Annotated in this window: 17 protein-coding genes; 7 read left to right on the top strand and 10 right to left on the bottom strand. The window is 62.8% G+C overall.

What is annotated here, in order from left to right:
* The first annotated feature begins 100 nt into the window (after positions 1-100).
* Entirely contained in the window at positions 101-1,681 is a 1,581-nt protein-coding gene (locus AB4Z53_RS04135) for an ABC-F family ATP-binding cassette domain-containing protein (protein WP_441594831.1), read from the top strand.
* Between the two features lie 8 nt (positions 1,682-1,689).
* On the opposite strand, the gene AB4Z53_RS04130 is transcribed toward AB4Z53_RS04135, so the two are convergent.
* Positions 1,690-2,592, bottom strand: a complete 903-nt coding sequence (locus AB4Z53_RS04130) for a cation transporter (protein ID WP_113536666.1) — start codon at positions 2,590-2,592, stop codon at positions 1,690-1,692.
* Between the two features lie 195 nt (positions 2,593-2,787).
* On the opposite strand from AB4Z53_RS04130, the gene AB4Z53_RS04125 reads away from it, so the two are divergent.
* Complete coding sequence (locus AB4Z53_RS04125) at positions 2,788-3,567, top strand: bestrophin-like domain (RefSeq protein ID WP_441594829.1); 780 nt, start codon at positions 2,788-2,790, stop codon at positions 3,565-3,567.
* A 5-nt stretch (positions 3,568-3,572) separates the two neighbouring features.
* Here the strand turns inward: AB4Z53_RS04125 and AB4Z53_RS04120 are convergent, their stop codons facing one another.
* The 8 genes from AB4Z53_RS04120 to ubiE all read right to left on the bottom strand — a co-directional run bounded on the left by AB4Z53_RS04120 (position 3,573) and on the right by ubiE (position 11,251).
* Positions 3,573-4,841, bottom strand: coding sequence for an MFS transporter (locus AB4Z53_RS04120; RefSeq protein WP_441594827.1), 1,269 nt, complete (start codon positions 4,839-4,841; stop codon positions 3,573-3,575).
* 255 nt (positions 4,842-5,096) lie between these two features.
* Positions 5,097-5,567 carry a nucleoside deaminase gene (locus AB4Z53_RS04115; protein WP_113536663.1) on the bottom strand — a complete coding sequence of 157 codons (471 nt, stop codon included), beginning with the start codon at positions 5,565-5,567 and terminating at the stop codon, positions 5,097-5,099.
* A 65-nt stretch (positions 5,568-5,632) separates the two neighbouring features.
* Positions 5,633-6,226: an ankyrin repeat domain-containing protein gene (locus AB4Z53_RS04110; protein WP_441595227.1), complete on the bottom strand. Its 594-nt coding sequence runs from the start codon at positions 6,224-6,226 to the stop codon at positions 5,633-5,635.
* A gap of 547 nt (positions 6,227-6,773) precedes the next feature.
* Positions 6,774-7,553, bottom strand: a complete 780-nt coding sequence (locus AB4Z53_RS04105) for an SDR family oxidoreductase (protein WP_113536662.1) — start codon at positions 7,551-7,553, stop codon at positions 6,774-6,776.
* Between the two features lie 168 nt (positions 7,554-7,721).
* Entirely contained in the window at positions 7,722-7,982 is a 261-nt protein-coding gene (locus AB4Z53_RS04100; RefSeq protein WP_113536661.1) for a hypothetical protein, read from the bottom strand.
* A 172-nt stretch (positions 7,983-8,154) separates the two neighbouring features.
* Positions 8,155-8,682 carry a GNAT family N-acetyltransferase gene (locus AB4Z53_RS04095; RefSeq protein WP_441594825.1) on the bottom strand — a complete coding sequence of 176 codons (528 nt, stop codon included), beginning with the start codon at positions 8,680-8,682 and terminating at the stop codon, positions 8,155-8,157.
* 212 nt (positions 8,683-8,894) lie between these two features.
* Entirely contained in the window at positions 8,895-10,469 is a 1,575-nt protein-coding gene (ubiB, locus tag AB4Z53_RS04090; protein ID WP_113536659.1) for a 2-polyprenylphenol 6-hydroxylase, read from the bottom strand.
* Positions 10,470-10,474: 5 nt separating this feature from the next.
* Complete coding sequence (gene ubiE, locus AB4Z53_RS04085; RefSeq protein WP_113536658.1) at positions 10,475-11,251, bottom strand: bifunctional demethylmenaquinone methyltransferase/2-methoxy-6-polyprenyl-1,4-benzoquinol methylase UbiE; 777 nt, start codon at positions 11,249-11,251, stop codon at positions 10,475-10,477.
* Between the two features lie 173 nt (positions 11,252-11,424).
* Here ubiE and mutM point away from each other — a divergent pair, with 173 nt between their 5' ends.
* The 4 genes from mutM (at position 11,425) to dnaA (ending at position 16,184) form a co-directional block, all read left to right on the top strand.
* Entirely contained in the window at positions 11,425-12,315 is an 891-nt protein-coding gene (gene mutM / locus AB4Z53_RS04080) for a bifunctional DNA-formamidopyrimidine glycosylase/DNA-(apurinic or apyrimidinic site) lyase (RefSeq protein WP_113536657.1), read from the top strand.
* A 51-nt stretch (positions 12,316-12,366) separates the two neighbouring features.
* Positions 12,367-13,140 (top strand): enoyl-CoA hydratase, encoded by a 774-nt coding sequence (locus tag AB4Z53_RS04075; RefSeq protein ID WP_441594822.1) that lies wholly within the window; start codon positions 12,367-12,369, stop codon positions 13,138-13,140.
* A 189-nt stretch (positions 13,141-13,329) separates the two neighbouring features.
* On the top strand, positions 13,330-13,596 hold the full coding sequence (gene rpsT / locus AB4Z53_RS04070) for a 30S ribosomal protein S20 (protein WP_034797494.1): 267 nt from the start codon (positions 13,330-13,332) through the stop codon (positions 13,594-13,596).
* Positions 13,597-14,738: 1,142 nt separating this feature from the next.
* Positions 14,739-16,184 carry a chromosomal replication initiator protein DnaA gene (gene dnaA / locus AB4Z53_RS04065; RefSeq protein WP_291161100.1) on the top strand — a complete coding sequence of 482 codons (1,446 nt, stop codon included), beginning with the start codon at positions 14,739-14,741 and terminating at the stop codon, positions 16,182-16,184.
* 118 nt (positions 16,185-16,302) lie between these two features.
* On the opposite strand, the gene gcvA is transcribed toward dnaA, so the two are convergent.
* The gene (gcvA, locus tag AB4Z53_RS04060; protein WP_441594819.1) at positions 16,303-17,247 is read right to left on the bottom strand and encodes a transcriptional regulator GcvA; all 945 of its coding nucleotides are present in this window, start codon (positions 17,245-17,247) and stop codon (positions 16,303-16,305) included.
* Between the two features lie 134 nt (positions 17,248-17,381).
* On the opposite strand from gcvA, the gene AB4Z53_RS04055 reads away from it, so the two are divergent.
* Positions 17,382-18,341, top strand: coding sequence for a DMT family transporter (locus AB4Z53_RS04055; protein ID WP_291161094.1), 960 nt, complete (start codon positions 17,382-17,384; stop codon positions 18,339-18,341).
* The last annotated feature ends 50 nt before the right edge of the window (positions 18,342-18,391 follow it).

Here is an 18,391-nt window from a genome sequence, read left to right as displayed (position 1 = left end):
ATCTATGGCCGCGATAGAAATTTGAACAGGATACACGCATCGATGGATTTCACCCTGACCGCCAAGCCGAACCGTCTTGCCATCAGGGAAAACCATATCCATGCCTGCTTCGATTTCACTCTCCCAAATTTCGTGGTCCACGCCTGAGGGCCGAAGCCTTTTCTCCAATCTCGACCTGACCTTTGGTCCTGTTCGTACCGGCCTTGTCGGCCGCAACGGCGTCGGAAAATCCACGCTGCTGCGCCTCGTCGAAGGATCGCTTGCGCCGCAATCCGGTAAGGTCACCGTCGCGGGCAGCCTCGGCATGCTCAGCCAGACCGTCCAGGTCGCGGCCGGTGAGACCGTCGCCGATCTTTTCGGCGTCTCCGACGCGCTTGCGGTTCTGCAGAAAGCGGACGAGGGGCACGCCTCCGTGGACGAACTGGCTTCCGCCGATTGGACGCTGGAGGCTCGCATGGAGGAGGCGCTGGCGCGCGTCGGTCTGGACGCGGTAGCGCAAACGCGCCTTGCCGCCCTGTCCGGCGGGCAGATGACCCGCGTGAAGCTTGCCGCGCTCCTCTTCAAGGAGCCGGATTTCATTGTGCTCGACGAACCCACCAACAATCTCGATCGCGAGGGCCGGGCCGCCGTAGCCGCGCTGATGGCGGGCTGGCGCGGCGGCGCCATCGTCGTCAGCCATGACCGCGAACTCCTGGAGACGATGGATGCGATCGTCGAACTGACGACGCTCGGCGCCACCACCTATGGCGGCAACTGGAGCCACTACCGTGAGCGCAAGGCGATCGAGCTCGCCTCGGCCCGCCATGATCTCGCCGATGCCGAGCGGCGCCTCGCCGAGGTTGACCGCAAGGCCCAGGAAACGGCCGAACGCAAGGCACGCAAGGATGCCGCCGGTCGTCGCAAACGTGCCAAGGGGGACCAGCCGTTGCTTTTGCTCGATGCGAAGAAGGAGCGTAGCGAAAAGACCGGTGGTGACAACGCCCGCCTTGCCGAACGCCGTCGTGATCAGGCGGTCGGCGATCTCGCCGAGGCACGCGAACGGATCGAGATCCTGCAGCCGCTGACCGTCCGCCTGCCTTCGACCGGCCTGCCGGCCGGCCGCAACGTGCTGCAGATCGAAGATGCCAGCGTCGGCTATGAACCGGGCAGGTCCGTGGTCGACGGGCTGTCGCTTTCGATCGTCGGTCCGGAACGCGTCGCGCTCACCGGCCGTAACGGTTCCGGCAAGACGACGTTGCTCTCGTTGCTGACCGGTGACCTGCAGCCATGGTCCGGCAGCGTGCGCATCCTGGTCGAGCACGCCATGCTTGATCAGCAGGTGAGCCTGCTCGATCCCAACCTTTCAATCCGCGACAATTTCCGGGGTCTCAATCCCGAAGCAACCGAGAACGCCTGCCGTTCGGCACTGGCCCGCTTCATGTTCCGTGCGGATGCCGCCTTGCAGATCGTTTCGAGCCTCAGCGGCGGCCAGATGCTGCGCGCCGGGCTTGCCTGCGTGCTCGGCGGCAGCAACCCGCCGCAACTCTTGATCCTCGATGAGCCGACCAACAATCTGGACATCGATTCGATCGAGGCGGTCGAGGCGGGTCTCAGCGCCTATGACGGTGCGCTGCTGGTCGTCAGCCACGACCGCGCCTTCCTTGAAACGATCGGCATCAGCAGGCGGATCGAGCTTTCCTGAAAGGGGGCTCACTCCGCCCAGCGCGCTTCTCCGGTAAAGGCAATGGTCAACCAACGGTCGTGACCGGGATCGCCGATCTCCTCGCCGATCTCGGTGCGGATCCGGTCGAGTTCGGCGAGCGTGCCGACCTTGGTTTCGGGCGTTCCGATCAGATAGACCTCGATCGTCTTGGAGCGTCCGACCTTGGCGACATAGGTGCGGTAGTCGGCAAAGCCGTGGCGCGTGACGGCGTTGGCCGCTGCCTGCCGCACGCGTTCATCGAGTTCGGCGGGCGCGACGAGGAAGATCTCCTTCAGCGCCTGGAAGACGGTGCGGATCGGCAGCGGGATGAGGCAGAGCGTCAGCACGATCAGGATCGCCGGGTCGACATAGGGCGTGACGTGTTCGTAAGCCGTGCCCTTCAGGGCGGCGGCGATCACGAAGGCAACGAGCAGCGCGGAGGTGATCGCGCCGGACATCGCCCAGGCGCGCACGTCGAGCGCCAGGAACTCAGAGCCGATCGGCCGGTTCGCCCGGCGTACATAGAAGAACATGAAGACGCAGATCACCACGACGACGGCCGCATAGGCGATCGCCCAGTCGAAGGCGAGGTGGTTGCCGCCCGACAGGAGCGAGCCGACGGCGTTCACCATCGCGTAGAAGGAAAGCAGGGTCAGGAGCCCGGCATTGAAGAGCAGCACCATCGGCTCGATGTGCCAGAAGCCCATCTGGAAGCGCTTGCTCGGCTTCGGGATCAGCTGCGTCACGCCGAGCGCAAGCAGGGTCATGGAGGCGTCGACGGCCGAAAAGACGCCGTCGAACACGATCGAGACCGAGCCCGAAAGCAGACCGAAGATAACACCTGTCACCCCGACGACGACGGTGGCCGCGATCGACTGCTTGAGCACTGTCTGTTCGGTCTTGGCAGTCATGATGTTGTTTTTACTCCTGTTTCGGCGCGGTTCTTAGGGGCTGGCGGTGTCGAAATGGTGGCAACGGCTGCAACATAGCGGCTTGCTTGCGCGCAAGACAGCCGTCGCGTGCGGTCGCTAATAAAGCGAGGCGTTGTATTTCCGGTCCTCTATGCTCAGAATTGCAGATGTTATCGGCGACCGGCGGAGGGGAACATGATCGTCGAGATTTTGCTCGGTGCCCTTTTCGTTTTCGGTACGGTCACCCTGACGCTTGCAGCCTATTTCCTGATGCGGCTGATCATGGGGGGAGAGGCGGAAGGGCACGAAAAGGAACTGGCCAGTTCCGTCATCTTCCGCATCTCCGCGCTGCACGGCCTGATCCTCGCGCTCGTCTTTGCGCAGGAAATGGTCGAGTACCAACAACTCAAATACACAATGGCCATCGAAGCCGGCGCCATCGCCGACATCTACTTCGATGCCGGGCGCTACGGGGAGGACTTCAAGGCGCCGATCCAGCAGGCGATCTCCGCCTATGCAGCAGAGGTAATCGATGGCGAATGGCAGTCGCTGGGCGACAAGGGACGTCTCTCACCAAAGGCCTGGGCGCATTGGGATCGCGCCTGCCAGCATGTGCTGAACCTGGTGCCGGCGGACAAGCGTCAGGAAAGCCTGCGCAGCCAGATGCTGGAGCGTCTGCACGACGTTTCGCAAAGCCGGACCAAACGGGAAAGCAATGTCGCGGATTCGATCGACAGCATCTTCTGGTTCGCGGCACTTGCCGGCGTCATCTTCATCGCGCTCGCCTATTATTCGTTCCCGCCGATGCGGCGCAATCTGCTGCTGCTCTGTCTCTTCGGTGCCTATACCGGCATCATCCTCTTCCTGATCTATGCCTTCTCCAATCCCTATCAGCCGCCAGCGGCGCTGGCGCCGGGGCCGCTCGAACGGGTGCAGCAGCAGATTGGCGCGTCGCAGCCGGCAAGCGGCGGATAACGGCGCTAGGCAAACTGTCCCGTCCGCAGGAGATCGCCGCCGATGGCGGCACCGTCGGACGCATCGGCGCGTGCGGTCTGCGGGCGCGGCGGCGGCATGGAGTGACCGATTGCAAACAGAAGTGCGCTTGCGGCCGACAGTAGCGCAAACAGCAGGAACATGCCGGCGCCGCCGACAGTGCCGAGTGCCAGGCCGCCGATGAGTGGACCAAGGAAGTTCCCGACCGTCGACAACGAATGAGCACCGAAATAGGTGCCGCGATTGCCGTCATCGGAAATGCCGTCGACCAGCACATACTCGGAGGGCACGACGAGCACCTCGCCGATGGTAAAGAGGATCATCGAGGCGACGAGCATTTCCATTCCGGACGAGGCTGCAAAGCCGATTTCCCCAACCAGGAACAACAGGCAGCCGAGCGACAGTGCCGGCAGCGCACCGATCCGTTCGATGAGGAAGCGGGAGGGCGTGCTCGCGATCAGCACCGTTGCGGCATTGGTCGAGACCAGAAGCGCAAAGAGGGTGACGCCATCCTCGAACCCGGTGTTCAGATATTGCGACAGGGTTACCGACCACTGGCCATGGACAGCGAGCAGCAGGGTGCCGCCGATGACGAAGAAGACCAACCGTCGGTCGCGCAGGGCGGTGACCAGCCCGCGCCAGCCACCGGTGGTGCGGGATGCCTGCTGGCTTTCAATCGCCTGCCTGTTGCCGGCTTCCGGCACGGCGAAGAAGAGCACGAGGGCGAAGGCGGCATGCATTGCGCCGGCAGTGACGAACAGGGTCGCATAGGCAGCGCTGACCCAGACGCCGATCAGCGGGCCGATGGCCCAGCCGGCATTGATGGCGAGATAGCGCCAGGAGAAAACCCTGAGGCGCAGATGCGCCGGCGCGGCATCGCTCATCAGGGCCCGTGAAACCGGTTCATAGACAGCGGCTGCGACGGCAGAAACAATATGCGCCAGCGCGAAGGCCGCGATCGATTGCGCCAGCCCGAGCCCTGCAAGCGCCAGCCCGGCCATGAAAAGCGCTGCGGTCAGCACGCCTTTTCTGCCGATCCGGTCGGAGAGCGTGCCGGCAAAGGGGCTGACGATGGCGCCGAGCAGGGGACCAACGCCGATCAAGGCGCCGATGCTTGCGGGAGTGAGGCCGAAATCACGCTGCAGGCGGATCGCAAGGAAGGTCAGGCTCATGCCCTTGGCGATCGTCACCACGCCGGAGCCCGCGATGAGAAGCAGCGCGACACGGCGACCCGCTCGTTCGGAATAGGCGTTCATCTCGGGCACCTGCAGGCTGGGGTCGCTCCGTGCAAACGGCGAGCGACGAGGATGGAGTAGGAGGCTCTCCTTGCGATTACATCCGCCGCGTGTGCTCGGCAAGTGGCACGAGCTTCCAGCGGCGATCAGCCTCTGTGGTCGAGGGTGTTGCTTTTCCCCGCGAGCCGGATCCCGAACGAAAATCGGAGGCGACCACCTGACGTGGCCGCCTCCGGGGCAATGCCGGCTGGGCTTGGTGCCGGCTGAGCCAGCAGCCTATTCCTTCCCCTGGCGTTCGTGCCAGGTCTCGTAGAGCGGAGTCGCGCCGCTATCGGCGACTGGTACATGGCGGAAGCGCATGGCCTGTTCGGTAAGCGGTTTTGCCAGTTCCGCATAGATTGCAGCCGTCGACAGGCCAAAAGGTTCCGCGTCGGCATTCGAGTTCGCATAGGCGATCTCGGTGATCCCGGCCATGCGCATGGCGGCAAGGCACATCGGGCAGGGCTGGCCGCTGGCGTAGACGGCGGCACCTTCGAGCCGCGGCGAGCGAAGGTTCCGGGCGGCGGCGCGCAGCGCATTCAGTTCCGCATGCGAGGTCGGGTCGCCGCTTGACAGCATCTCGTTGACGCCTCGGCCGACGATCTCGCCATCCTTGACGACGATGGCGCCGAAGGGGCGGCCGCCTTTTTCGATGTTGCGACGGGCGAGCGTTACCGCTTCGGCGAGATAGGTCTGTTCCTGGTTCATTGGGGGGCTCCAGTAAGAGCAATTCCGGGAAAGCGCGGAACGGTCCGGACTTGCGTTCGTACGAACTAGCGCGCGCCGGCGTCGGCCAGCAGTTTCTCGATCTGGCCGTAGCCGCGCTGGCGCGCATGGCGCAGCGGGCTGACGCCTTCACCATCGGCAAGGTTGACGTCGGCGCCCCCTTTGATCAGCAGCCGCACGATCTCGGTGTGCTTTTCGCCGCCGCTGCCGAGGATGATCGCCTCCAGCAGTGCCGTCCAGCCGAGCCGATTGACGTGGTCGACGTCGACGCCCGCCTCGATCAGTGTCTTGACGGTCTCGACGTGGCCGCGCTCGGAGGCCGGGATGAGCGCCGTTCCGCCATAGCGGTTCGTGCTCTTGAGGTCGGCGCCATTCGCAAGCGTCAGCTTCAGGATCTCGAGATGGCCGCGCGCACCGGCATAGAGATAGGGGCTGTCCTGGATCTTGTCCTTGGCGTTGACGTCCGCGCCGGCCTGGATCAGGGCGCGCGCCGCATCGACGCGGTTTTCATGGGTGGCGACGAGAAGGGCGGTGGCGCCGCTGGCATCGCGGGTCTCGGGGCTTGCGCCCTGCTGCAGCAGCGATTTGACCTTGTCGGCATCGCCGGCTTCGGCAGCAGAAATCAGTTGGGTTTCGAGCATGGAGGCTCCCACGGCTGCGGGTGAAAGGCTGAAGGCGGCGATCGATGCGCCGACCAGCGAGCCGAAAAGTCTTGGTCGCATTTGGTCTTTCCGATCATGCCGATCGGTCGAGCAGGCCGACCGATCGCGGTGGTTCCGGTTGAGGGCGAGACGTGAAAACCCGGAAGTGGGCGCACTTTCGTCCCGCTCTCGCTCATCGCGATCTCGTGCTTACTTGAGCCGGTTCGTGACCTTTTCAAGGGCGCAAGACACGCGTTGTGCCGAACGTGTCCCGCGCCCGGCATGGCACCCCTCGATGGCGACCATAGGTGGCAGTCCATCTATTTGGAAATTAAATGTACGAATGATAAAAAGTGGAAATATGAATGATCTTCGGTCCGAGTGGGAGCTGCTCAGAACGTCGGCAATCGTGACCGATTGCGGAGGCGTTGCGGCGGTGGCTGGCCGTCTTGCATACCACCTCATCAACCGGGATGTGCGGGCATGGGGACCGGGTGTGACCTGACGAACGATCACACCATCCGTGGCCAGACGCGCCTGAATTGCCCTAGAGCATAGACCGGCTGAGACCGCCATCGACGGGCAACGCGACGCCGGTGATGTAGCTGGCCTGGCGGCTTGCGAGGAAGGCCGCCGCCGCGCCGAATTCCGCCGGGGTACCGTAGCGTCCAAGCGGGATCTCCTGCTGGCTGCGGGCGGCGACCGTCGCGATATCGACCCCCTCGCTTTCGGCATCCATCCGGTCGAAGCTGAGGGTACGGTCAGTGGCAAGTCGCCCAGGAAGAAGCAGGTTGACGGTCACGCCCTCGGCTGCGACCTCGCCAGCCAGTGTCTTCAGCCAGCCGGCGACAGCGCTACGCAGCGCATTCGATGCGGTGAGCCCGACGATCGGCTCGCGGATGCTGGTGGAGGCGACGGCGATGATGCGTCCGAACTGGCGTTCCCGCATGCCGGGCAGGAGACGTCCGGCGATGCGCATGCCGGCCAGCACCATGGTTTCGAATTGCGCGCGCCAGAAATCGGGTTCGATCGCCGAGGCAGGCGAGGGCGGCGGTCCGCCGCCATTCAGCACCAGAATGTCGATCGCGCCGAAGTCGGCTTCGAGCCGGTCGAGCAACCCGTCGAGCGTATCGGGCTTGGAAAGGTCGAGAGCGTAGCCCCGCGCCGACGGGCCGATGTCGCTTGCCACCTTGGCGGCCGATGCCGCATCGCGGCCGGTCAGTGCAACGATGACGCCTTCGCTTGCCAGCGCCTCGGCAATGCCGCGGCCCAGTCCCTTGCTGCCGCCGAGCACCAGCGCGCGCTTTCCAGCAATGCCAAGATCCATGACCGCTTCTCCTCGATGTGGAATGCAAAATGACCAGGAATTGGAGCTACTACAGTTTTGACCGAAGCGGAATCGAATTGAGTGCCGGTGAACGGCAGGCGCAGGCCGAACGGAAAAGCCCGGTCGGAAACCGACCGGGCTCTTGCCCCTCACCCTGCTTGCGACGGATCAGCGGCAGATGCGGACTTTCTTGAAGTAGAGGTTGCCGTAGTGGTCGTAGCGCTTGACCTTCTTGATGAAGCAATAGGGCTCTTCTTCATAATAATAAGGGCCGCCGTAATAGTCGCCGACGTAGCCGACATGCCCACCCCAACCATGGCCGTAGTAGCCGTTGCTGAAGCCGATCGTCAGGCCGCCCGCCTGCGACGGGGCGGCAAAGGAGACGGCGGCGGTAACGGCAACTGCGGCTGCGATGATGAACTTGCGCATGATGTTCTCTCCTCCGGGTTGGTTGGGATGAGCCTTCGTCATCCATGGGGAGACCATCGCATCGGTCGGATATATTCGCAGTTCCGGATGGAACAGGGTGTAGCCGGTGGTTGCGTTGGACAGCCATCGGCCGACACTGGCCGATGACGATTACCGGATCTACGGCGCCAACCTAAGGGCGCGGACCTGCTGGAGCGCGGATACGTGCCATGGCGAAAACGTCCGCGAGCACGCCGTTGCGGAGCGCATAGGCCCTGTGCGTGCCCTCCATCTCGAAGCCCGTCTTGCGGTAGAGCGCGATCGCCGCCTCGTTGTCGGTGAACACCGTGAGTTCGATACGGCTGATGCCCAGCCAGTTGTCGGCGGCATCAATCAGAGCCGTAAGTAACGCCTTACCGATCCCTTCGCCGCGATGACTGTCGTCGACGCTGATGCCGAGCGCTGCCGAATGAAGCCGGCGCCCCTTGCTGCGATGCAGCCCGGCCATACCGATGATGCGACCGGCGCGCTCGGCGACGATGACGATGCTGTCGTCCGAGAGGCTCTCCAACCACTTGCGCGTCTGTTCCGGGGTGGCGAAGGGCTGGCGCAGCGTACCCGAGCGGATGCCCGGCTGGCTCATCAGCGCCGAGATCGCTTCGAAATCGGCGACGCGGGCCGCGCGGATGCTGATGTCTGAAGGATCGTGTGCCTCGGTCATTGTTTCCTCTCTTTGGTTCCGAGGAAACAGGACCCAACCCTGCTCGCCTCGGCAGGGTTGGTGGGGGACTTTTCGCTTAAATCAGCGCAATAGGTCTCCCGCACACCCCTGGGGTATGCGTGACCATTGCGAGCATCGAACGATTGTCCATGCGCCGAGAATAGCAAGCGGAAGTGGAAAGACAAGCCCGCAGAACGCTCAGCGCTCCCCGATCAGGTCACCTGCCAGGCGATGTAGACGAGCGTGGCGGCGATCAGCCAGAGCGCGACGCGGCCGGAGCGGGTGTGTTTTGCTTCCGCCTTGCCGATTGCATGCGCGGTCTCCGCGTCGAAGCGCAGGCCGTTTTCGCTCATTGCCATGATCTCGCTGGAGAACTTTTCCGTGCGGGCGGCAATTTCAGGCGCGGCCTCGGCGAGCCGAAGGGCCGCATGCAGGCCGTCGCGCAGATCCGTGACGATGCGCTTCGGTCCAAGATTGTCGCGGATCCATTTGCCGACGACAGGCTCCGAGGCCTTCCACATGTTAAAGCGCGGATTGAGCGTGCGGGCGACCCCCTCGACGACCACCATGGTCTTCTGCAGCATGACCAGCTCGGGGCGCGTCTGCATGTCGAAGAGTTCGGTGACCTCGAAAAGCAAAGTCAGCAGCTTCGCCATGGAAATGGTTTCGGCCGGCTGGCCGTGGATCGGCTCGCCGATCGCGCGGATCGCCTGGGCGAAGCTCGCGGCATCGTGGTGCGACGGCACGTAGCCCGCCTCGAAATGCACGTCGGCCACGCGCTGGTAGTCGCGGGTGATGAAGCCGAACAGGATCTCGGCCAGGAACCGACGTTCCTTCTTGCCCAGCCTTCCGACAATGCCCATGTCGACGGCGACGATATGGCCGCTATCGTCGACGAAGAGATTGCCCTGGTGCATGTCGGCATGGAAGAAGCCGTCGCGCAGCGTGTGGCGCAGGAAGGACTGGATCAGCACTTCGGCAAGGAGGTTGAGGTCGTGCCCTGCAGCCTTCAAGCCGTCGATATCCGACATCTTGACGCCATCGATCCATTCCATGGTGACGACGTCGCGGCCGGTCCTCTCCCAGTCGACCTTCGGCACGCGGAAGCCGGAATCGTCCTTGGTATTCTCGCCAAGTTCGGAAAGGGCTGCCGCCTCCAGACGAAGATCCATCTCGATCTTGGTCGTCTGCTCCAGCGTCTTGGTGACTTCGACCGGCTTCAGCCGGCGCGTATAGGGCAGGAAACGCTCCTGCATGTGGCTGACGAGGTACATCGCCTCGATGTCGGAGGCGAAGCGCTGCCGCACGCCGGGGCGGATGACCTTGACGGCGACCTTTTCAGGCCCGCTGTCGCGCATCACGATCGCCGGATGCACCTGCGCGATCGAGGCGGCGGCCATCGGTTCGGAAAATTCGGCATAGAGATTATCGACTGTCCGGCCGAGTGATCCTTCGATCGCCGCCTTCGCGTCGCTCTGCGGAAAGGTCGCCATACGGTCCTGCAGCAGCGACAGGTCGGCCGCAAACTCTGCGCCGACGACATCGGGGCGCGTTGCCAGGAACTGGCCGATCTTGACATAGGAGGGCCCGAGGCGGGCGACGGCGCGCGACAGCCGGTCGCTGCGCTCTTCTCCCGGCACTCTGCGGCGCGCCAAAAGTCCGGCCGCCTTCTGGGCGAAGCGGGCAAACGGCGGCAGGTGCTCCGTCGGGACGGCGGAGACGACGCCTTCGCGCACGAGAACCCAGCCGATCCGCGCGAGGCGGACATATGCTCCAGGCGTGCTCATCGGGATCAGATTTTCCAGCCGGAATGCAGCGCTGCGATGCCGCCGGTGTAGTTGGTGAAGGAGACGCGGGAGAAGCCGGCCTCCTTGATCATGGCTGCGAAATCGCGCTGGTTCGGGAACTTGCGGATCGATTCCACCAGATACTGGTAGGGCGCTTCGTCGCCGGTGATCAGCTTGCCGAACTTCGGGATCGCGTTGAACGACCAGGCATCATAGAAGCGATCGAGCAGCGGCATCTCCACTTCGGAGAATTCCAGCACCAGCAGACGTCCGCCGCGCTTGAGCACCCGATATGCTTCCTTCAGCGCCACGTCGATGCGCGGCACGTTGCGGATACCGAAGGCGATCGTATAGGCGTCGAAAGTGTTGGCCTCGAACGGCAGTTCCTCGGCATTGGCCTCGACGAATTCGAGATTGGCGGAGAGCTTCTTCTTTTCGGCGCGCTCGGCGCCGACGGCAAGCATCGAGCCGTTGATGTCGAGCACCGTCGAGTGCGCCTTGCGGTCGGAGGCCTCGATGATGCGGAAGGCGATGTCGCCGGTGCCGCCGGCAACGTCGAGGGTCCTGTAACCTTCGCGGCGCGGCGGGTTGAGCGCGGCGATCATCGCGTCCTTCCAGGCGCGATGCAGGCCGGCCGACATCACGTCGTTCATGATGTCGTAGCGCTTCGCCACCTTGTGGAACACGTCGTTGACGAGCGGCTGCTTTTCGCCGGCGTCGACATTGCGGAAACCGAAAGATGTTTCCATGCCGCCGTCGGCCGATACGCGCTGATCCGTCATACGAAGAACTCCATCTGAACCAATTTTTCCGGCACCATAGCGAAAAGGCCCCGTCCGCGCTATCTCGTGGGCGGGGTCGCGCCTGCGGCATAGCGCATCCCCTATAGGATAAGAAGGCCGCCAAGGAAATGCTGTCTGCCGCATCCAGCGAGCGAGAGCGAAGGAGTGCAGGAATGCCGGAGTTGCCTGAGGTCGAAACCGTCAAGCGCGGCCTGGCGCCGACCATGGAGGGCGCGCGGATCGTGACTGCGGAATTACGTCGGCCGGATTTGCGTTTCCCGTTCCCGGAGAATTTTTCCTCGACCGTTGCCGGCCAGCGCATCGTCTCGCTGTCGCGCCGCGCCAAGTATCTGATGATCGATCTCGAAGCCGGTGATGTGATCATCGCCCATCTCGGCATGTCCGGTTCCTTCCGCATCGAGGCAGGGCCGGCGGCAGCGACACCGGGCGAATTCCACCATCCGCGCGGCAAGGACGAGAAGCACGATCATGTCATCTTTCATCTCGACGCTGCCAATGGCCCTGTGCGGGTAATCTACAACGATCCGCGCCGCTTCGGCTTCATGGACCTTGCCCGCCGCGACACGGTGGCGAACCACGCCTATTTCCGCGCGCTCGGCGAGGAACCGACCGGAAACGTGCTCGATGCCGCCTATCTCGCCGCACGCTTTTCCGGCAAGGCGCAGCCGCTGAAGGCGGCGTTGCTGGACCAGAAGAACATCGCCGGTCTCGGCAATATCTATGTCTGTGAAGCGCTCTGGCGCTCGCACCTGTCGCCGGTGAAACCGGCCGGCGCGCTTGTCGACAAACGCGGCAAGCCGAAGGACGGGCTTGTGCGCCTGACGGATGCGATCCGCGAGGTGATCGCCGATGCCATTGCCGCCGGCGGCTCGTCGCTGAAGGACCACATCCAGGCCGACGGCTCGCTCGGCTACTTCCAGCACTCCTTCTCCGTCTATGACCGCGAAGGAGAGGCTTGCCGCACGCCGGGCTGCAACGGTACGGTCGCCCGCATCGTGCAGGCGGGCCGCTCTACCTTCTATTGTCCGCACTGCCAGAAATAATCGCCGGACCGTAAACGGTCTCGCGTCTGAGATGAACCGGAGGAAACAGGAATGACTTACGAAACGCTGCTGGTCGAAACGCGTGGCCGCGTCGGCCTCGTGACGCTCAATCGTCCGCAGGCCCTGAATGCGCTGAACTCGACCGTCATGCGCGAGCTTGCCGCAGCGCTGAAGGCCTTTGATGCCGACAAGGAAATCGGCGCTGTGGTCGTCACCGGCTCGGAGAAGGCCTTTGCCGCCGGCGCCGATATCAAGGAGATGCAGACGCTCGGTTTCGTCGACAGCTATCTCGGCGACTTCATCGGCGGCTGGGACCAGGTCGCTGCGGCCCGCAAGCCCGTGATCGCCGCGGTCTCCGGCTATGCGCTCGGCGGTGGCTGCGAGCTGGCGATGATGTGTGACTTTATCATTGCATCCGAGACCGCAAAGTTTGGCCAGCCGGAAATCACCCTTGGCGTCATTCCCGGCATGGGTGGCTCGCAGCGCCTGACGCGCGCCGTCGGCAAGGCCAAGGCGATGGACCTTGTGCTGACCGGCCGCATGATGGATGCCGCAGAGGCTGAGCGCGCAGGACTCGTATCGCGTGTGGTGGCGCCGGAGAAACTGATGGAGGACGCGCTGGCCGCTGCCGAGAAGATTGCGTCCTTCTCGCTGCCCGCCGTCATGATGGCGAAGGAGGCGGTGAACCGCTCTCTCGAGCTGACCCTTGCCGAAGGCCTTCGCTTCGAGCGGCGGCTCTTCCATTCGCTGTTTGCAACCGAAGACCAGAAAGAGGGCATGGCCGCCTTCGTAGCCAAGCGCAAGCCGGAGTTCAAACATCGCTAGCCCAGAGAACAGCGCGCAGATTCTGGAAATTGCGCGTTGACGGGGCGGTCGTTTCCCGCTATACGCCGCCCTCAGTTTGGAACGCCATCTGGGCTTTCCGGAAATGCTCCCGAATTGCTTTGATGACAGGTCGCAGTGACCCGGCACGGCGAGGGCGGAGTTCATATCAGTTTTCGAAGAGAGGCACCAATGGCCAATACAACTTCGGCGAAAAAGGCGACCCGCAAGATCGCACGCCGCACCGCAGTGAACAAGGCCCGTCGTTCGCGCGTTCGTAACTTCATCCGCAAGGTCGAAGAAGCGATCGCTACCGGCGATCAGGCAGTCGCAGCCGCAGCGCTCAAGGCAGCTCAGCCCGAGCTGATGCGCGCCGCCACCAAGGGCGTCCTGCACGCCAACACTGCATCGCGCAAGGTTTCGCGTCTCGCGCAGCGCGTGAAGTCGCTTTCGGCCTAATCCGGCTAAGAAAATTCTATTGATGAAGAGCCCGGCCCTTGCGCCGGGCTTTTCGGATTCATACTTCTGTCATCGCGATGGTTAATCCAGCGGTATTAGCTTGTGTCAGAGCGATGACAAAATTTTTGAAATAAATTCAATGACTTATGAGAGGTCCTTATCAAAAGGATGTCTCCGGATGGGGGTCTCCTGAGCCCATAATGAGTCAAGCGAATTTTTATTTTTTTTCTTTTTCGCCAGCTAAGCAAAGAGCGAAAAATCAAAACCCTTGATTCAACAGGGATTCTTCTCGGACTCGGAATGCGGCAAGCAAAAGGCAGACTGAGAGTCAACGGTCAGTGCTTAAGGTTGCTTAAAAATCGCGATTGATCTTGCCCATCGATCCTGCCTAAATGCCCTCCACAGGGGACACGGACCACATCTGTAAAGGAGGCAGAAGACGCCATTTCAAAGAAATGGTTTCAATGCTTCTGTCCTTTGTATCAGGGCGGCTCCGCGTCGTTCAATCAGACAAGTCGAAGGTGAAAAACCGGATGGTTCATTCCACTCCGGATGAGAAACTTTCGTCTTATGGTTGTGGCGAGGTGCTCCTGCATGTTTCCTTCAGTCGTCTTCGATTTAAGGACAGGACATGCGGTACTTCTGAAGTGACACGGTGACCTTTGCGCGTCCAGTCAAGGCGCACGGTGCCGTGGGTCTGGATGACGGGTGCAAGCGGCGCCTGACGGCAGACGAAAGTCCAACGCGCGGCTCATCGCTTCGTACGAGGGTGCGGAGAGCTGTTGACGAGGAGGAGGATCCGAGGCGGTGCGGGAGCGCACCTAAGGATTGTTGACAAGAGGCGCGAGGGGACATCCTCCGGCCACATGTGGCGGGTGGGTGCGCGTAGCGCGCAGCGAGGCGGGAGATGAGGAGCCCGGCGTCGACTGCGACTGTGACGTTCGACGAATGCGGCATGGCCTTCGAGGCGCCGCGAGCGACGGACATAAGAGATGACGCCGGCAGCGATGACGGCATCTGAACATGAATTGGAAGGCGGCAAAATGCAGATGAATTTGGTGACGGCGGGCGCACTTCAGAAAGAAGGAGACGCATTCCAAGCCGGAAGCAATCTATCTCAGGCGGCGGGGGAAAAATTCGACATGAGGCACGACGCACTGTTCGAGCGGGTAAGTGCGCGTCTCAAGGCTCAAGTCGGTCCGGACGTCTTTGCAAGCTGGTTTGGGCGTCTGAAGCTCCATTCCGTATCCAAGAGTGTCGTGCGCCTCTCGGTGCCGACCACGTTCCTGAAGTCCTGGATCAACAATCGTTATCTCGATCTCATCACCTCGATCTTCCAGCAGGAAGACGGCGAGATTCTGAAGGTCGAGATTCTGGTGCGCACGGCCACCCGTGGCGCTCGTCCGACGACCCAGGAAGATGTATTGCCGCAGGCAACCGAAGCGGCTCCGGCAACGCCGGCACGCCGTCCGACGTCCGCCCAGCCGGTCGCAACGGTCGCAGCTGCGGCGGTTGCTAGCGTTCAGAAGCCGACACAGGCGCCGCTTTTCGGCTCGCCGCTCGATCAGCGCTATAACTTCGAGAGTTTCGTCGAAGGTTCTTCGAACCGTGTGGCGCTTGCCGCTGCCCGGACGATCGCGGAAGCCGGCGCCGGAGCCGTGCGGTTCAACCCGCTCTTCATCCATTCGAGCGTCGGCCTCGGCAAGACGCACCTTCTGCAGGCCATCGCCATCCAGGCGCTGCAGAGCGCGCGTGCTCCGCGTGTCGTCTATCTGACGGCCGAATACTTCATGTGGCGTTTCGCCACCGCGATCCGTGACAATGATGCGCTGTCGCTCAAGGAGTCGCTGCGCAACATCGACCTCCTGATCATCGACGACATGCAGTTCCTGCAGGGTAAGTCGATCCAGCACGAGTTCTGCCATCTCTTGAACATGCTGCTCGATTCCGCCAAGCAGGTCGTCGTCGCCGCCGACCGCGCTCCGTGGGAACTGGAATCGCTCGACAGCCGCGTTCGTTCGCGTCTGCAGGGCGGGGTTGCCATCGAGATGGACGGCCCGGACTACGACATGCGCCTCGAAATGCTGAAGCGCCGTCTGGACACGGCCCGTCAGGACGATGGATCGCTCGACATTCCCGGCGATATCCTGAGCCATGTCGCCCGCAATGTGACTGCCAGCGGTCGCGAACTGGAAGGCGCTTTCAACCAGCTCCTGTTCCGCCGTTCCTTCGAGCCGCAGCTGTCGATCGAGCGTGTCGACGAATTGCTTGGCCATCTCGTCAATGCCGGCGAGCCGCGTCGTGTCCGCATTGAGGACATCCAGCGCGTCGTTGCCAAGCATTACAATGTCTCGCGGCAGGAGCTCGTCTCCAACCGCCGCACCCGCGTAATCGTCAAGCCACGGCAGATCGCCATGTATCTGTCGAAGACGCTGACGCCGCGCTCCTTCCCGGAGATCGGCCGTCGCTTCGGTGGACGTGACCACACCACGGTACTGCATGCCGTGCGCAAGATCGAAGAGCTGATCTCGGGCGATACCAAGCTCAGCCACGAGATCGAGCTTCTGAAGCGTCTGATCAACGAATAGTCATGGCTGACTGTTTTTAGAAAAAGGCCCGGTTTTCCGGGCCTTTTTCTTTGGATCACGTCTGTGCTTCGTCGATTCCCGCGCGGAAACCGTTCCGTGCTTTCGTGAAAGCTCAGGTCTACCGTATCGCTTTCAACGTCGGTTGTTGTGCCGCCTTGACCGCCTGATCCTCGATGGCCTGCGATGCCCGGGCTTCGGCAATGATCCAGGTGCGAAAGGCAGCGACTGGCGGTCGATCGAGGGCGGCCGGCGGGTAGACGAGGTGATAGGCAAGGCCGGTCATCACGCCCTCGGGGAAGGGGGCAATCAGCATGCCGTCCGCAAGTTCCCGCGCCACCAGCGACAGGCGGACAAGGGCGACGCCGTCGCCGGCCTTGGCCGCTTCGATGGCGCCGTTGCTGTTGACGAAGACCGGCCCGCGCCCGGGATCCACCCCTTCCGCTCCCGCCGCATCCAGCCATAGCCGCCAGTCCTGGCGATGCACGTCGTGCAGCAGCGCATGGCGGGCAAGATCGCTGGGTGTGTCGAGCGGCTGCCTGGCCCGGAGCGCCGGATGGATAACAGGGACCGGGTCGTCGTCGATCAGGCGCTCGCTGACAAGGCCGTCATAACGGCCCAGTCCATGCCGGATGGCGACGTCGACGCCGTCGCTCCCGAAATCCGTCAGCCGGTTCGTGGTGCTGATGCGTACGTCGATGCCGGGCACCTGCTGCTCGAAGGCGCCGATCCGGGGCACCAGCCATTGAGCGGCGAAGGTCGGCGTGCAGCTCACCGTCAGCATCGGCGCACGCTTGCGCGCTGTCAGCTCCTCGGTTGCCTCCCGCATCATGCGGAAGGCGCGCCGGAGCGTCGAAAAATAGATGCTCCCGTCTTCGGTCAAAACCAATTGCCGGGGGCGACGTTCGAAGAGCGTTACGCCCAGTGTCTGCTCGAGTTCTCGTACCTGCAGGCTGACTGCGCCCGGTGTGACGTTAAGTTCTTGCGCGGCCTTTGTGACGCTCGAATGCCGCGCTGTCGCCTCAAAGGCTCGAAGCGATGCGAGGGAAGGAAGAGTTGTTGTCATGGTTTAGCCAAACTCAATCATGTAGCGAAAAATGATCGTTTGTCCGAAGCGTAATATGCTGAGAATAATGGCACAAATTCAGGACGGTCAACACCGTTTGGGTTTAGTCAGACAAACAAACGAGGGTTTTCGCGATGGTGCAGCCGGTTCAGGCCAAGGTCATGGGAGCGCGGGAATGGGGCATGCTGATCATGCTCTCTCTCCTCTGGGGCGGTTCCTTCTTCTTCATCGGTATCGCCGTCAAGGCGCTGCCACCGTTTACGATCGTGGCGCTGAGGGTCAGTCTCGCGGCGCTCACATTGCTCGCTTTTGTGCGCTTTGCGGGGCTGTCGCTGCCGCGGGATCCGCGTGTCTGGCTGGCGTTCTTCGGCATGGGTCTGCTGAACAATCTCATCCCCTTCTCGCTGATCGTCTGGGGTCAAACACATATCGCTAGCGGCCTTGCGTCGATCCTCAATGCCACCACGCCGCTATTCGGCGTGATCGTCGCGCATCTGCTGACGGATGACGAGAAGCTGACCGTCAACCGTTTCGCCGGGGTGGTCGTCGGTTTCCTTGGCGTTGCCATGATGATCGGTCCGGCTGCCCTCGGCGGGCTCGGCTCGAACCTTGTTGCCCAGCTTGCCGTTCTCGGTGCGGCGCTCTCCTATTCGCTCGCCGGCGTCTTTGCCCGCCGCTTCAAGCGCATGGGTGTGGCGCCGATCGTAACGGCAACCGGCCAGGTCTCGGCCGCGAGCATGATGCTGGTGCCGCTGTCGCTACTCGTCGATCATCCCTGGACGCTCACCATGCCTGGCCTCGACGTCTGGGCGGCGATCGTCGGTATCGCTCTGGTCTCTACAGCGCTCGCCTATGTTCTGTTCTTCCGCATTCTCGAAACGGCAGGTGTCACCAATCTGATGCTCGTCACCTTCCTGATCCCCGTCAGTGCCATCCTGCTTGGCGCGATGTTCCTGGGCGAGACACTGGAGCCGAAGCATTTCTTCGGCATGGCGTTGATTGCCATGGGGCTTGCAGCGATCGACGGGCGGCTCCTGCGCCTCTTGCGCCGGCCGACGGTCGACCCCAACTTGGAATGCCGCGAGAACGTCTGAACGTCCATCCACACGCAAGGCGGGCTGGTAGGCGAAAGCACTACCGGCCC

The organism is Ensifer sp. 2TAB8 (genome assembly GCF_052115125.1).
Taxonomy (GTDB): Bacteria; Pseudomonadota; Alphaproteobacteria; order Rhizobiales; family Rhizobiaceae; genus Ensifer.
The sequence above is the reverse complement of the archived record's forward strand: the minus strand, read 5'-3'. Positions and strand labels throughout refer to the sequence as shown.

Bases quoted from the DNA above. Each gene is read 5' to 3' on its own strand.
- AB4Z53_RS04105 (WP_113536662.1), bottom strand. From the start codon at position 7,553: ATGGATCTTGGCATTGCTGGAAAGCGCGCGCTGGTGCTCGGCGGCAGC.
- AB4Z53_RS04125 (WP_441594829.1), top strand. From the start codon at position 2,788: ATGATCGTCGAGATTTTGCTCGGTGCCCTTTTCGTTTTCGGTACGGTC.
- ubiB (WP_113536659.1), bottom strand. From the start codon at position 10,469: ATGAGCACGCCTGGAGCATATGTCCGCCTCGCGCGGATCGGCTGGGTT.
- rpsT (WP_034797494.1), top strand. From the start codon at position 13,330: ATGGCCAATACAACTTCGGCGAAAAAGGCGACCCGCAAGATCGCACGC.
- AB4Z53_RS04115 (WP_113536663.1), bottom strand. From the start codon at position 5,567: ATGAACCAGGAACAGACCTATCTCGCCGAAGCGGTAACGCTCGCCCGT.
- gcvA (WP_441594819.1), bottom strand. From the start codon at position 17,247: ATGACAACAACTCTTCCTTCCCTCGCATCGCTTCGAGCCTTTGAGGCG.
- AB4Z53_RS04095 (WP_441594825.1), bottom strand. From the start codon at position 8,682: ATGACCGAGGCACACGATCCTTCAGACATCAGCATCCGCGCGGCCCGC.
- ubiE (WP_113536658.1), bottom strand. From the start codon at position 11,251: ATGACGGATCAGCGCGTATCGGCCGACGGCGGCATGGAAACATCTTTC.
- AB4Z53_RS04130 (WP_113536666.1), bottom strand. From the start codon at position 2,592: ATGACTGCCAAGACCGAACAGACAGTGCTCAAGCAGTCGATCGCGGCC.
- AB4Z53_RS04100 (WP_113536661.1), bottom strand. From the start codon at position 7,982: ATGCGCAAGTTCATCATCGCAGCCGCAGTTGCCGTTACCGCCGCCGTC.
- AB4Z53_RS04110 (WP_441595227.1), bottom strand. From the start codon at position 6,226: ATGCTCGAAACCCAACTGATTTCTGCTGCCGAAGCCGGCGATGCCGAC.
- AB4Z53_RS04055 (WP_291161094.1), top strand. From the start codon at position 17,382: ATGGTGCAGCCGGTTCAGGCCAAGGTCATGGGAGCGCGGGAATGGGGC.
- AB4Z53_RS04135 (WP_441594831.1), top strand. From the start codon at position 101: ATGCCTGCTTCGATTTCACTCTCCCAAATTTCGTGGTCCACGCCTGAG.
- dnaA (WP_291161100.1), top strand. From the start codon at position 14,739: ATGAGGCACGACGCACTGTTCGAGCGGGTAAGTGCGCGTCTCAAGGCT.
- AB4Z53_RS04120 (WP_441594827.1), bottom strand. From the start codon at position 4,841: ATGAACGCCTATTCCGAACGAGCGGGTCGCCGTGTCGCGCTGCTTCTC.
- mutM (WP_113536657.1), top strand. From the start codon at position 11,425: ATGCCGGAGTTGCCTGAGGTCGAAACCGTCAAGCGCGGCCTGGCGCCG.
- AB4Z53_RS04075 (WP_441594822.1), top strand. From the start codon at position 12,367: ATGACTTACGAAACGCTGCTGGTCGAAACGCGTGGCCGCGTCGGCCTC.